Raw genomic sequence first — 13370 nt, 5'->3', positions numbered from 1 at the left:
TGCCTCGCTCGTCTCGGTCGGCGTCATCGCAGCAGGCCTCGCATCTGGCTGGTCGGCAGCGCCCGCAGGGCCTCGCCCTCGAGCTCCTCGATCTGCGCGAGGCGGTTGGCGCCGAACTTGGTGGACTGCACCTGGTCGTGCAGCTTGAGGATCGCGTCGATCAGCATCTCCGGGCGGGGCGGGCAGCCGGGGAGGTACATGTCGACGGGCACGACGTGGTCGACGCCCTGGACGATCGCGTAGTTGTTGAACATGCCGCCGCTGCTGGCGCACACGCCCATCGCGAGCACCCACTTGGGCTCGGCCATCTGGTCGTAGATCTGGCGCAGGACCGGGGCCATCTTCTGGCTGACCCGGCCGGCCACGATCATCAGGTCGGCCTGGCGCGGGCTGGCGCGGAAGACCTCCATGCCGAAGCGGGCCAGGTCGTACTTGGGGCCGCCCGAGGTCATCATCTCGATGGCGCAGCAGGCCAGGCCGAAGGTCGCCGGCCAGAAGGACGCCTTGCGCATGTAGCCGGCGACACCCTCGACCGTCGTCAGCAGGACGCCGCTCGGCAGCTTCTCCTCAACACCCATGAGTCAAGTCCCTCAGTCCCAGTCGAGGCCGCCGCGGCGCCACACGTATGCGTAGGCGACGAACACGGTGCCGATGAAGATGACCATCTCGACGAGCCCGAAGAGCCCCATGGCGTCGAAGTGGACCGCCCACGGGTAGAGGAAGATGATCTCGATGTCGAAGATGATGAAGAGCATCGCGGTGATGTAGTACTTCACCGGGAACCGCCCGCCGCCGACCGGCTGCGGGGTGGGCTCGATGCCACATTCGTAGGAGTCGAGTCGCGCGCGGTTGTAGCGCTTGGGACCGACCACCGCGCTCATCGCGACCGAGCCGACCGCGAAGAGTGCGGCCAGGGCGGCCAGCACGAGCACTGGCGTGTAGAGCTCCATCGAGCCTGTCCCTCCCTCGTCCGGCACCACCGGAGGCCACCCGCGACCCGTCGCATGTGGCTTTGTGAACTTCTTCACTAGTGGCGCAGCCCACAGTGTAGGACCCGTCACGCCGGGCGTCACGCGGGGGTCCTCGACCCCCGAACGCCGCGCTCACCTGCGGATTTACCGCATGGAGGCGTTGCCTAATTGGGGTACGCCGGTGCGCGCCGGCGTCCCCTCAGGCGGTCGCCTCAGGCAACCGCGCGGTGGAGGGCGACGATCCCGCCCGACAGGTTGCGCCACTGGGGCTCGCGCCACCCGGCGGCGGCGATCAGCTCGGCCAGCCCGGCCTGGTCGGGCCAGGCGCGGATCGACTCGGCGAGGTAGACGTAGGCGTCCGGCGAGGAGGAGACGGCCCTGGAGATCGCCGGGAGCGCCTTCATCAGGTACTCCATGTAGACCGTGCGGAAGGGCCGGAACGTGGGGCTGCTGAACTCGCACACCACCAGGCGCCCCCCGGGCCGGGTGACCCGGCGCATCTCCCGCAGGCCCGCTTCCGGGTCGACGATGTTGCGCAGCCCGAAGGAGATGGTCACCGCGTCGAAGGTGTCGTCGGCGAACGGGAGGCGGGTGCCGTCGCCGGCGGTGAAGGGCAGGTGCCGGCGCGCCTGCTTGCCGACCTGCAGCATCCCGAGGGAGAAGTCGCACGGCACGACGTAGGCGCCGGCGTCGGCGAACGGCTGGCTCGAGGTCCCGGTGCCGGCCGCGAGGTCGAGCACCCGGTCGCCGTACGACGCGTCCACGGCGTCGAGGACGTCGCGCCGCCACCGCCGGTCCTGCCCCAGGGAGAGGACGTCGTTGGTGACGTCGTAGCGCCTGGCGACCGCGTCGAACATGCGTCGGACGTCGGTCGGCTGCTTGTCGAGCTCTGCACGGGCCACGCGGCGAGCGTAGTCGGACGCAACCGTGCGGCGTCGGTGGGCGTCCTTACGATGTCGACGTCCCCTACCCCGGAGTTCCCATGTCTGTGAGCCGGCCCCACCAGCCGCCCTCCCTCGCCCGTTCCGTGCACGCCCTGCTGGCGGTCGCGCTCGCCGTCGGGCTCAGCACCCTCGGCGCCACCAGCCTCACCGCCCCGGCGCGGGCCGCGGACCGCGCCGGCGACGCCGTCTCGGCCCGCGCGTCCCTCCCGATGAGGTTCGGCGACACCGGCTGGCGGGTGCGCGTGCTCCAGAGCCGCCTCCACCAGCTCGGCCTGCACTCCGAGGTCGTGACCAGCCGCTTCGACGCGCAGACCCGTGCAGGCGTGCGGACGTTCCAGGCGCGTCGCCAGCGGGAGGTCACCGGTCGCGTCGACGCCCGCACGTGGAGGCGGCTGCTGGCCGTCACGACCGAGCCGACGCGCGAGGCGCTGCACAACATCTACACGCCCGGCCCGAGGATCCTGGGCCCGGGCGACCGGGGCATCGCCGTCCGGCGGCTCCAGGCCCGTCTCGCCCAGCTGCGGTGGTGGAGCGGCGACGTCACCGGCGCCTACGACGCGCGCACCACCACGGCGGTGAAGGGGTTCCAGGCCAAGCGCCGGATCCCGGTCACCGGCGAGGTGGACCGCCGCACCCTCGACCGGCTGGGCGCGATGACCCGCAAGCCGACCCGCGCCGAGCTCTTCAACATCGAGCCCCAGGGCCCGGCGCTCGACCCGCGCTGCCTCACCGGACGCGCCATGTGCGTCGACAAGAGCTCCAACTCGCTGCGCTGGGTCGTCGAGGGCGTGGTGAAGACGAGCTTCGACGTGCGGTTCGGCTCCGACGAGCTGCCGACCCGCGAGGGCGCCTTCTCGGTGTTCCGCAAGAGCCGCGACCACGTCTCGAGCCTCTACGACACCCCGATGCCGTTCGCGATGTTCTTCTCCGGCGGCCAGGCGGTGCACTACTCCCCCGACTTCGCCGCCACGGGCTACAACGGCGCGTCGCACGGGTGCGTCAACGTGCGCGACTACGACGGCATCCGCCGCCTCTTCGACCGCGTGCGTCTCGGCGACAAGGTGATCGTCTACCGGTCCTGACCCCTCCGGTCGGGTCCTCGCGGCCGGTCCGGACTCGGGTGCCCGTCGCTGTCCCCAGTAGGCTCCGGGGCGTGACGAGTGCGGCGACGACCCACGCGACGACCGCGTCCGGCCCCCTCGTGGTGCGGACGACCGCGGTCGACCTCGGGGACCCGGGGACCACCCGTCTGCTCGACCTTCTCCCCGCCGACGCCCCGGTCACCTGGCTGCGCAACGGCGAGGGCCTGGTCGGCTGGGGCGTCGCCGCCCTGGTGCGCACCACCGGTCCGACCCGCTTCCGCGACGCCGACAAATGGTGGGCCGAGACCACCGCCCGGGCCGAGGTCACCGACGAGGTCGGCGAGCCCGGCACGGGCCTGGTCGCCTTCGGCTCCTTCGGGTTCGCCGACGACCCCGGCCACTCGGTGCTCGTCGTCCCCCGCGTGGTCGTCGGCCGTCGCGGCGACCGCGCCTGGGTGACCACGGTCGGCGACGCGACGCCGGCCGGGGCACCCGCCCTGGTGCCCGCCGCCGTGCCGCGGGCACCGGTCGGGCTGAGCTTCGCCGACGGGGCCCTCAACGGCGAGGCCTGGATGTCGGTGGTGGCCGACGCCGTCTCGCGCATCGACGCCGGCGACCTGGAGAAGGTCGTGCTGGCCCGCGACCTCGTCGCCACCTGCGACGAGCCCGTCGACGTCCGCTGGTCGCTGCACCGGCTGGCCACCGACTACGCCATGTGCTGGACGTTCCACGTCGACGGCCTCTTCGGGGCGACGCCCGAGATGCTGGTGCGCCGCGAGCGGGGGCTCGTGACCTCCCGCGTGCTCGCCGGGACCATTCGTCGTACGGGCGACGACGAGCGCGACCTCGCCCTGGCCGCGACGCTGGCCCGCTCGTCCAAGGACCTCGAGGAGCACGAGTACGCCGTCCGGTCGGTGGCCGACGCGCTCGAGCCGCACTGCTCGTCGATGAACGTGCCCGAGGCGCCCTTCGTGCTGCACCTGCCCAACGTCATGCACCTGGCCACCGACGTGGCCGGCGTGGTCCACGACGCCGCCACGGTGTCCTCCCTCCAGCTCGCCGAGGCGCTGCACCCCTCGGCGGCGGTCGGCGGGACACCCACGCCCGAGGCGGTCGCGCTGATCGCCGCGATCGAGGGGATGGACCGCGACCGCTACGCCGGACCGGTGGGCTGGATCGACGCCGAGGGCGACGGCGAGTGGGGCATCGCGCTGCGGTCGGCGCTCGTCGAGGGCAGGACCGTGCGGCTCTTCGCCGGGTGCGGCGTGGTCGGCAGCTCCGACCCGGAGGCCGAGCTCGCCGAGTCGCAGGCCAAGTTCGTCCCGGTGCGCGACGCCCTCTCGGGCCAGATCTGAGTCAGAGGTCCTCGCCGGGCTCCCGGCGGAGGAACTCCTGGCCCTCCGGCAGCAGGTTGCCCATGTGGGTCGCGACCATGCCGAGCCCGATCTCGCTGTAGACCTTGTCGTGGATCCCCAATGAGCGCGGCGCGCCCACCTCGCGGACGAAGTCGATCGCCTCGCTGACCTTGAGCCACGGCGCGCTCATCGGCGCCAGCAGCACGTCGACCGGCCTCCCCGGGGCGGTGAGGGAGTCACCGGGGTGGTAGACGGCCGCGTCGCCGACGGTCACGACGTACCCGGAGTTGTCGATGCGGTCGTAGTCGGGGTGGATGACGGCGTGCTTGTCCCCGACCACCTCGACCGGCAGGCCGGAGAGGTCGAGCCGGTCACCGGGGTGGACGACGCTCACCCGCTCGCCGACGTCGCCCGCCTGCTCCCGCAGCAGGCGGGCCACGGACTCGATCGTCCAGATCGGTGCGTCCGAGCCACGGAGGAGGTCGGCGTGCACGTGGTCGGGGTGCTCGTGCGTGATCAGGACGCCGGTCGCGCCGTCGAGCGCCTCCGGCTCGCTGAAGACCCCCGGGTCCAGGACGACGACGGCGCCGTCGTGTTCGATGCGTACGCAGGCGTGCCCGAACTTCGTGATCCGCATGCCGTCCACCCTAGGTGCCGGCGGAGGCTCCCGACAGGGAGCGATCGAGCGGTTCGATGCTGGGGATCAGGCAATCAAAGTTAAGGTGTGCACGCCCTCGAGTGCAGTGGGGGAACGTCAACCGCACCCGATCGAATGAGAGATCCCATGTCTGGACGCCGCGCCCTGGCAGGAAGCCTGCTCGCGCTGCTGATGCCCGCCTCGTTGCTGATGGTCACGCAGACCAGCTCGACGAGCGCCGACACCTCCGACTCCGTCTCGACCTCCGTGAGCGAGCGTCGGGCCAAGAAGACCCGCATCAAGCTGCAGGCCATGCCGCAGATCGTCGCGCAGGGCAAGCGCCCCGGATCGGCCAACTCGGCCAAGGCCGGCCTCACCGCCACCGTCAAGCCGGCCAAGGTCGGTCGCCCCGTCGCCCTCCAGGTGAAGAAGGGCAGCAAGTGGAAGACGGTCAAGAAGACCAAGCTCAACAAGAAGGGCCGCGCGGAGTTCGGCGCCCCGATCTCCAAGGGCGGCGAGGCGCTGACCTACCGCGCCGTCGCGACGCCGTTCAAGGGCGCCAAGGGCGGCAAGAGCAAGCCCGAGAGCACCGAGCGCTGGCTCACCCCGACCTGGACCGACGAGTTCTCGGGCAGCAGCCTGGACGCGGTCTGGAACCACCGCGGCACGACCTACGAGCCGGAGAGCCTGCGCGCGTGCTCCAAGGGTGACCCCCGCGCCGTCAAGGTCGGCGGCGGCACCGCGCGCCTGAGCGTCATCAAGGACACCAGCCGGTCCGGGAAGTGCAACGCCAAGAAGGACGGCAAGTCCACCGGCAAGTACGCCTACCGCCTCAACGGCCACATCGGCACGCAGGGCGCGTTCTCCTTCAAGTACGGCTTCGCCGCCGCCCGCATCAAGTTCCAGAAGAGCCGCGGCCAGCACGGCGCGTTCTGGATGCAGCCGGCCACCAGCGTCGACGGTGCCACCGACCCGCGCCTGACCGGCGCCGAGATCGACGTCATCGAGTACTTCGGCGACAAGCACCCCGAGGGTGGCCTCACGTCCTTCGTCTACTCGAAGAACAAGAAGGGCCAGGGCGTCAAGACCGGCTCCTGGATCAAGGACTCCCGCTCGTTCCTCGCCAACAAGCGCGACGGCTGGTCGAAGAACTACCACGTGTTCTCGGTCGAGTGGACCCCCAAGGTCTACATCTTCCGCATCGACGGCCAGGAGACCTTCCGCACCAAGGTCGGCGTCTCCGGCCAGCCGCAGTACCCGATCCTGAGCATGCTCGCCTCGGACTACGAGATCTCCAAGATCGGCCGTGACAGCAAGCTGCCCCAGACGATGAACGTCGACTGGATCCGGGTCTGGCAGGCCTGACCGTCCGGCCACCAGGCCGTCGGTCCCAGCACCACTGACGACGCGTCGTCCCGCTCCGGCGGGACGGCGCGTCGTCGCATCTCGGCGTGCGACGCGGGCCCAGCCGGCCGGACCACGACCACCGGGACCACGACCACCGGGACGACGACCAGCATGGCGATCTCCACCCGCAGGCACCGGCACCCCGAGCGGCTGGGATGATCGCCGCGTGCGTCGACTCGGGAGGATCGTGCTGGGCCTCCTCGGTCTGGTGTTCCTCCTCGGTGGCGTGGGCGCGGCGGCGTACGTCGGCTCCGACGACACGGTCTTCAACCGGCCCGCCGAGCTCGGCGCGGACGGCCGTCCCGTCCTCACCGCCCCCGACCTGCTGGCCTGGGACGGGATGACGGTGACGCTGCGGGCGCAGGCCCCGCAGGGCGTCTTCATCGGCACGGCGCACCCGGTCGACGTGGCGGACTGGGTCGGCGACTCGACGCGCGTGCGCCTCGAGGGGGTGACCCCGGAGGGGGTGGTCGCCCGCGAGACCGGTCGCGGCGCCCCCGCCCACCCCGAGGACGTCGACTTCTGGACGCGCGCGATGAGCGGCGCCGGGCCGCAGGAGCTCGGGCTGGACCGCAGCACCTCGGCCGCCCAGTGGGTGATCGCCCCGCTCGGCGGCACCGGGCCGACCACCGTCTCGTTCGGCGTGACCGTCGAGGGGACGTACGCGGCCGCGCTGGCGGTCGCGGGCGTCGGCCTGCTGCTGCTGGTGCTGGCGGTCGAGCTGCTGCGCCCCCGGCGGCCCCGGCGACCCCGCCGACCCCGCCGACCCCGGAGGTCGCGACGGTCGCCCGGCTCGGGCGGCGAGGCCGTTCCCGGCCGCGGCGGGGCCCGCCGGGCCGAACGCCCCAGGCGTCGCAGCCGCTCCGCCGCCGCGCCCCTGGCCGCCGTCCTGCTGGCGACCGGGTGCACGGTCCCGGAGGTCCCGCGGCCGTCCACCGCGGAGGCCGCCACCCTCGCGCGCACCAAGGTGGCGCTCACCGCGGGCGACCTGCCGCAGCTCTACGCGTCGTACGACCGGCGGAGGGCCCGGGCGGTCCGGGCGGCGGGCCCCCCGGAGTGGCGTGACGGCCCGTGGCGGGCCGCCGACCGCGGGCTGGCGCTCGCGGTGGACCGGTGGGAGGCGGCCGCGCGCCGCACCATGGGGCTCGGCCGCGGGCCGGCACCCCGGCACACCGGGCTGCGGGTCTTCGCGGCCCGCTTCGACTCCTACCCGATGTGGGCCCTGGTCGCGGCGCGCCCGCTGGGCGGTGACCCCGAGGTGCACGTGGTGGTGCGCGACTCGGTGACCTCGCCCTGGCTGGTGGAGGCCCGCACGCACGTCATCGGCGACCTCCCGGAGGCCGCCCGTCCCGGGCCGCTGCCCGGCCGCCGGGTGCTCGACGCGGCCGCCGCGGCCCGCGAGGCCTGGGGCGGGTTCCTGGCCGACGGCAGCGGGGACGGCGTGCGGGTCGACGACGCCACCCGCGAGTGGCGCCGGGCGATGGCCGACCTCGGCGCGCGGGCGATCTTCCGCGGCTGGGAGGTCGAGGCACGGGCCGAGGACGCGCCGGTGCGGGTCGTCGCGGTGGCCGGCGGGCACCTCGCGGTGGTGGCGCTCCGGGTCGTCACCCGCCTCCGCGGCCGGCCCGACCTCGCGGTGCGGTGGAACCCGCCGTACGCCGCCCTCCGGTCCGCCGACGGCGGGACGCTGGGGGTCGAGGAGCTGGCCGTGGGGCTCGTGCACCTGCCCGACGAGGGCTCTCCCGCGCTGCTCGGGACGACCTTCAGCGAGAGACCGGTCGGAGCGCGCGGATCCGCAGGTCGAGGTCCCGACGGTTGTCGCGACGCACGACGGCCTCGACCACCTCGGTGCCGCCGTTAGGCGAGGCCAGCGCATGCTCGAGCTCGGGCAGGCTGGACACCCGCAGATGGGGCGTGCGGGTGGCGGCGCACAGGCTGGCCAGGTCGACGTCGTGGGGTGTCCCGAAGAGGGTGTCGAAGGACTCGCGGTAGTTCTCGGCCCCCTGCTCGAGCATGGCGAAGATCGAGCCGCCGTTGTCGTTGACGACCACGATCGTCAGGTCGGGCCGCTCCTCGCGGGGACCGAGCACCAGCCCCGTCATGTCGTGCACGAACGTCACGTCGCCCATCAGCGCCAGCGCACGCGTGCTGCGCGGTCTGCCGAGGGCGGCGCCGACGGCGGTCGAGACGGTCCCGTCGATGCCGGCCAGCCCGCGGTTGGCGATCACCTTGCGGCGGTCGCCGACGGCGTACGGCGCGACCATCAGGTCCAGGTCGCGGATCGGGCTCGAGGCGCCGACGTGCAGCAGTCCGCCGGGCGGCAGGGCACGGCTGACCGCACCGGCGACCTCGTACGGCGTGAGGTCCGGCTCGGCCGCGAGCAGCCGGTCGAGCTGGCGGCCCACCGAGCGGTCGGCCTCGCGCCACTCCGCCAGCCAGCCGGGGTCGCCGGGGGCCGCGGTGAGCCGGTCGGCCTCGACGGCGACCGGGAACGGCCGGGCGGACCAGAAGCCGCGCGAGCGCAGCGAGACGACCTCGACGTCCTCGCGAGCGAGCAGCCGGGCGACCGGTCGGGACAGGGTCGGGTGCCCGGCGACGACGACCCGCTCGATGCGCTCGCCCAGGTCGCTGCAGAGCAGCAGCCGGTAGGTGCGGATCGCGTGGTCACCGGTGCGCGAGCCGCTGGTCGGCTCGGCCAGCAGCGGCCAGCCGGCCTCCTGGGCCAGCACCCGGGCGGGCGGCCCGGCGTCGTCCCCGGCCACCACGACCGTGCGGGGGCCGGTCCCGAGCTCGACGGACTCCACGTGCTCGTCGCGCCAGGTCACCTCTGCCGAGTCCACGGCCACGTCGGCCCACGGACCGTCGGGCACCAAGGGCTCCTCGAGGTGGACGTTGAGGTGGACCGGTCCTCCCGGACGCGGGACCGCGACGTCGTCGCCCGCCTCGAGCGCCCTGGTCGCCGCGAAAACGCCGAAGACGCCGACCTGGTCGGTCGACTGGTTGGCGCCGGTGCCGCGCACGCGCGCGGGCCGGTCCGCGGTGACCACCACCAGGTCCAGCCCGGCGTGCGCCGCCTCCATCACGGCGGGCAGCAGGTTGGCGACCGCGGTCCCCGAGGTGCACACCACCGCCGCCCGGGCGCCCACCTTGGTCAGGCCGAGGGCCAGGAAGCCCGCGGTCCGCTCGTCGACCCGGGTGTGAAGGCGCAGCAGGCCGGCGCGGGCGGCGTCGTGCACGGCGAAGGACAGCGGGGCGTTGCGCGAGCCGGGGCAGAGCACGACCTCGCGGACACCGGTGGCGAGCAGGGCCGAGACGACGTCGCGGGCCAGGGCGGTCGACGGGTTCACGACGGACGATCCTGCCGCACCGCGGCGAGGCGCTGCTCCCACCACGCCACCCGGTCCGGGTCGGCGGCCAGGCGGTCGAGGGCCGCGGGGTCGACCGCCGGCGTGCGCACCGGCAGCATCCCGCCCACCGGCAGCAGCGGCTCGACCGCGACGTCGTCGGCGAGGAGCTGGACGGTGGCCAGGCCGCAGGCGTGGGGCAGCTCGGGCAGGGCCGCGGCCAGCGCCACGCCGGCGGCGATGCCGATGCTCGACTCCACGGCGCTCGAGACCACGACCGGCAGGCCGATGTCCTCGGCGATCCGCAGGCACGCCCGGACCCCGCCCAGCGGCTGCACCTTGAGCACGGCGACGTCGGCCGCCTCGAGGTCGCGCACGCGGTAGGGGTCCTCGGCGCGCCGGATCGACTCGTCGGCGGCGACGGGCACGGCGACGGCGCGGCGTACCGCGGCGAGCTCCTCGACGGTGGCGCAGGGCTGCTCGACGTACTCGAGCCCGCCGGCCGCCCGCTCGAGCCGGCGGATCGCGGCGACCGCCCCGTCGACGTCCCAGCCGCCGTTGGCGTCGACGCGGACCCGTCCACCCGGACCGAGGGCGTCGCGGACGGCCTCGAGCCGCGCCTCGTCCTCGGCGAGGACCTGGCCGGCCTCGGCGACCTTGACCTTGGCCGTCGTGCAACCGCCGGCGGTGACGATCGCGTGCGCGCGCTCGGGGTCGCAGGCGGGCACGGTGACGTTGACCGGCACGGCGTCGCGCAGCGGGGCCGGCCAGTCGCCGGCGGCGGCCTCCTCGGCGGCCCGCAGCCAGGGGCGGGCCGTCGGGGCGTCGTACTCGGTGAACGGGCTCCACTCCCCCCAGCCGGCCGGTCCCTCGAGGAGCACGCCCTCGCGGACGGTGATGCCCCGAAAGCGCGTGCGCATCGGGATGCTGAAGACCCGGATCACGCCTCGTCCTCCGCCAGCGCGACCAGGGCCTGCCGGTCGACCTTGCCGTTGCCGAGCAGCGGGAGCGCGTCCAGGGTGACGACCTGCCGGGGGGCCCACGAGCGCGGGTGGGCCTCACCGACCCAGTCCCGCACCACCTCGAGGGAGACCGAGCCGACCACGAACGCGACCACCCGCTGGCCCCACTCCTCGTCCGGGACGCCCAGCACCTCGACGTGCACGACCTCGACGTGCTCGCGCAGGCGTCGCGCGACCGCGGGCAGCGGCACGTTGACGCCACCGCTGACCACCACGTCGTCGAGCCGGCCGAGCACCTGGAGCCGGCCGTCCTCGTCGAGGCGGCCGGCGTCCGCGGTGAGGAACCACCCGTCGACCAGGGTGCTCGCGGTGAGCCCGGGGTCGTCGACGTAGCCCTCGAACAGCATCGGACCCGTGATCCGGATCCGGCCGTCGTCGCCGATGTCGACGCTCACCCCGTCGAGCGGGACGCCGTCGTAGACGCAGCCGCCGGCGGTCTCGCTGGCGCCGTACGTCGCGACGACGCGGACCCCGGCGCCCTCGGCCCGCCTGCGCAGCGCGGGGTCGATCGGCCCGCCGCCGAGCAGGACCGTGTGCAGCTCCCGCAGGGCCGCCGCCTCGCGCTCGTCGTCGAGCAGCCGGTGCAGCTGGGTGGGCACCAGGGAGGTGAAGAGCGGGACGTCCCGGTGGTGCGGGAGACCCGCGAGGGCGTCGGCGAAGGTGCCGGTGACCACCACCGGGTCGTGGCCGGCGACCAGCGAGCGGCAGACGACCTGCACCCCCGCGACGTACGACGGCGGCAGCGCCAGCAGCCACTGCCCGCTCGCGCCGAGCCGACGGGCGGAGGCGTGCACCGAGGCGAGCACCGCGTGCCGCGCGAGCTCCACCCGCTTGGGTCGCCCGGTCGAGCCCGAGGTCTCCACCACCAGCGGCACGGGCTCGGCCATCACGGCCAGCCAGTCGCGCAGCGCGGCGACGACCTCGGCGGCGCTCCCCCGCACCGGACGCAACGAATTCACGAGACGAACGCTAGTCCCGCAGGGAGAATGTGCGGCAATGACCACCCAGCCACCGGATCTCTCGGGCCGGTGGGCGCGATGACGCTGCCCACCCCGCCGGTCGACCCCCGGCCCGGGTGGGCACGGCGGCCCACGTCGCTCCCGCTGCGGCTCGCCGCGCGCGCCGAGTACGCCTGCGCCGCGCACATCGGTCACACTGCCGGGTCGGCGTGGGCCATCCCCACCATGCGTACGACGTCCCGCTCGGCCGAGCGGCACCCCGAGAGGACGGCAGCACCCCGATGAGCATCCTGACGACGGTCAAGCAGCAGGCGACCCCTCCGTCGCCGCTGGCCGGTCGGCTGGCGACCCAGTCCCTGCTGTTCGCGCTCGGCGAGGGCACGTTCATGGCCGGGTCGGCCATCTTCTTCACCCAGATCGTCGGACTCACCGCCGCCCAGGTGGGGCTCGGCCTCACCATCGCGGGCATCGCGGCCTTCATCGCCGCCTACCCCATGGGACGCCTGGTCGACCGGCTCGGTCCCAAGCACGCGTGGGCGATCAGCTCGTCCGGCCAGGCCGCGATGTTCGCGCTGTGGCCCTTCATCGACAGCTTCGCCGGGTACGTCGCGATGGCGGTGGCCATGGAGGTCATCGGCGCCCTCGGCGGTGCCGCCCACGGCGCCTACACCATCGACGTGCTGCCACCCGACGAGCGGGTGAGCTCGCGCGCCTACATGTACTCGGCCCTCAACGTCGGCTTCACGCTGGGTGCCCTGCTCGCCGGCTTCGCGCTCGCCTTCGAGTCCCTGACCCTGCTCCGGACGGTGCCGTGGTTCACCGCGCTCGTGTTCGTGGTCAACGCGATCGCGGTCACGCGACTGCCCAAGGCCTCCCACGACCTCAAGACCCGGGAGGAACGGGCGATGAAGTCGCCCGGACCGGGACCGCTGCGCAACGTCGGCTGGATGGCCGCGACGTTCTTCCTCGGCGTGCTGTGGACCAACCAGGTGATCCTCCACCTGGTCATCCCGCTGTGGCTGGTGGAGAAGACCGACGCCCCCTGGTCGGTGGTGGCGCTGCTCCTCGGCACCAACACGGTGATGTGCATCTTCCTGCCGATGGCCGCCGCGCGCGGCATCAAGGACCGCAGCACCGCCCTGCGGGCGGTCCGCCTGTCGTCGCTGTTCTTCTTCGTCTCCTGCGTGATCACGCTGACCACCCACGAGACGGTCGGCTGGCTGACCGTCGTGCTCTTCTTCCTCGGCCACGTGACCCTCACCGGTGCCGAGCTCTACCTCTCCGCGGCCAGCTGGACCTTCGAGGCCGACCTGATGGACCCGCGGCGCCGGGGCGAGTACCAGGGTGCTGCCGAGCTCAGCGGCACGCTCGGCCGGGTGTGGGCGCCGGCCGCCTTCACGTTCCTCGCGATGAACTGGGGCGCCGTGGGGTGGCTCGTCATCGCCGCCTGCATCGCGGTGGCGGCCGCGGCGCTGCACCCCAGCACGCGGGTCGCGCGGTCCTTCCTGGAGCGGCACGTCCCGGCCGACGTCCTCGCCGACGCCGCCGCCTCGCGCGACGAGGCCGCCGAGGTCGCACCCGTGGGACCGCCGACCGTGGAGCAGCCCGCGCAGCCCGGAGGCGCGAGCCCGATCGTGGGACACGACTGA

The 13370-nt window shown here is 73.8% G+C and carries 13 protein-coding genes; 6 read left to right on the top strand and 7 right to left on the bottom strand.

The genetic code is table 11. The features are described 5' to 3' along the window. Window positions 1-23 precede the first annotated feature (23 nt). The 3 genes from DAI17_RS19280 to DAI17_RS19270 form a co-directional block, all read right to left on the bottom strand. Window positions 24-578 (bottom strand): NuoB/complex I 20 kDa subunit family protein, encoded by a 555-nt coding sequence (locus DAI17_RS19280; RefSeq protein ID WP_107774856.1) that lies wholly within the window; start codon window positions 576-578, stop codon window positions 24-26. Between the two features lie 12 nt (window positions 579-590). Then, window positions 591-950, bottom strand: coding sequence for an NADH-quinone oxidoreductase subunit A (locus DAI17_RS19275; RefSeq protein WP_107774855.1), 360 nt, complete (start codon window positions 948-950; stop codon window positions 591-593). 233 nt (window positions 951-1183) lie between these two features. After that, a complete protein-coding gene (locus DAI17_RS19270; RefSeq protein WP_107774854.1) occupies window positions 1184-1873 on the bottom strand; it encodes a demethylmenaquinone methyltransferase in 690 nt (229 codons plus the stop codon). An 80-nt stretch (window positions 1874-1953) separates the two neighbouring features. Here DAI17_RS19270 and DAI17_RS19265 point away from each other — a divergent pair, with 80 nt between their 5' ends. Both DAI17_RS19265 and DAI17_RS19260 read left to right on the top strand, forming a co-directional pair. Further along, window positions 1954-2997, top strand: a complete 1044-nt coding sequence (locus DAI17_RS19265; protein WP_234412607.1) for a L,D-transpeptidase family protein — start codon at window positions 1954-1956, stop codon at window positions 2995-2997. Window positions 2998-3068: 71 nt separating this feature from the next. Further along, window positions 3069-4352, top strand: a complete 1284-nt coding sequence (locus tag DAI17_RS19260) for an isochorismate synthase (RefSeq protein ID WP_107774853.1) — start codon at window positions 3069-3071, stop codon at window positions 4350-4352. Window position 4353: 1 nt separating this feature from the next. Here DAI17_RS19260 and DAI17_RS19255 read toward each other — a convergent pair whose 3' ends face one another. After that, window positions 4354-4989 (bottom strand): MBL fold metallo-hydrolase, encoded by a 636-nt coding sequence (locus DAI17_RS19255; RefSeq protein WP_107774852.1) that lies wholly within the window; start codon window positions 4987-4989, stop codon window positions 4354-4356. Window positions 4990-5136: 147 nt separating this feature from the next. On the opposite strand from DAI17_RS19255, the gene DAI17_RS19250 reads away from it, so the two are divergent. Next, window positions 5137-6354, top strand: coding sequence for a glycoside hydrolase family 16 protein (locus DAI17_RS19250; protein ID WP_159081650.1), 1218 nt, complete (start codon window positions 5137-5139; stop codon window positions 6352-6354). A 208-nt stretch (window positions 6355-6562) separates the two neighbouring features. Further along, complete coding sequence (locus DAI17_RS19245; protein ID WP_159081649.1) at window positions 6563-8257, top strand: hypothetical protein; 1695 nt, start codon at window positions 6563-6565, stop codon at window positions 8255-8257. Here the strand turns inward: DAI17_RS19245 and menD are convergent. The 3 genes from menD to DAI17_RS19230 are packed head-to-tail and all read right to left on the bottom strand — an operon-like array spanning window position 8160 to window position 11721. Further along, entirely contained in the window at window positions 8160-9743 is a 1584-nt protein-coding gene (gene menD, locus DAI17_RS19240; RefSeq protein ID WP_107774849.1) for a 2-succinyl-5-enolpyruvyl-6-hydroxy-3-cyclohexene-1-carboxylic-acid synthase, read from the bottom strand. The two genes, DAI17_RS19245 and menD, sit on opposite strands and share 98 nt — an antisense overlap. Next, the gene (locus DAI17_RS19235) at window positions 9740-10681 is read right to left on the bottom strand and encodes an o-succinylbenzoate synthase (protein ID WP_107774877.1); all 942 of its coding nucleotides are present in this window, start codon (window positions 10679-10681) and stop codon (window positions 9740-9742) included. Before DAI17_RS19235 ends, menD begins: the two co-directional genes overlap by 4 nt. Then, on the bottom strand, window positions 10681-11721 hold the full coding sequence (locus DAI17_RS19230; RefSeq protein ID WP_234412606.1) for an AMP-binding protein: 1041 nt from the start codon (window positions 11719-11721) through the stop codon (window positions 10681-10683). The genes DAI17_RS19235 and DAI17_RS19230 overlap by 1 nt, the downstream gene beginning before the upstream one ends. A 78-nt stretch (window positions 11722-11799) precedes the next feature. Between DAI17_RS19230 and DAI17_RS19225 the strand changes: the two genes are divergently transcribed. Both DAI17_RS19225 and DAI17_RS19220 read left to right on the top strand, forming a co-directional pair. Beyond that, entirely contained in the window at window positions 11800-12006 is a 207-nt protein-coding gene (locus DAI17_RS19225) for a hypothetical protein (protein WP_159081648.1), read from the top strand. Continuing rightward, window positions 12003-13370: an MFS transporter gene (locus tag DAI17_RS19220; RefSeq protein WP_107774847.1), complete on the top strand. Its 1368-nt coding sequence runs from the start codon at window positions 12003-12005 to the stop codon at window positions 13368-13370. The genes DAI17_RS19225 and DAI17_RS19220 overlap by 4 nt, the downstream gene beginning before the upstream one ends.

The organism is Nocardioides sediminis, from assembly GCF_003047295.1.
Classification (GTDB): domain Bacteria; phylum Actinomycetota; class Actinomycetes; order Propionibacteriales; family Nocardioidaceae; genus Nocardioides; species Nocardioides sediminis.
The sequence above is the reverse complement of the archived record's forward strand: the minus strand, read 5'-3'. Positions and strand labels throughout refer to the sequence as shown.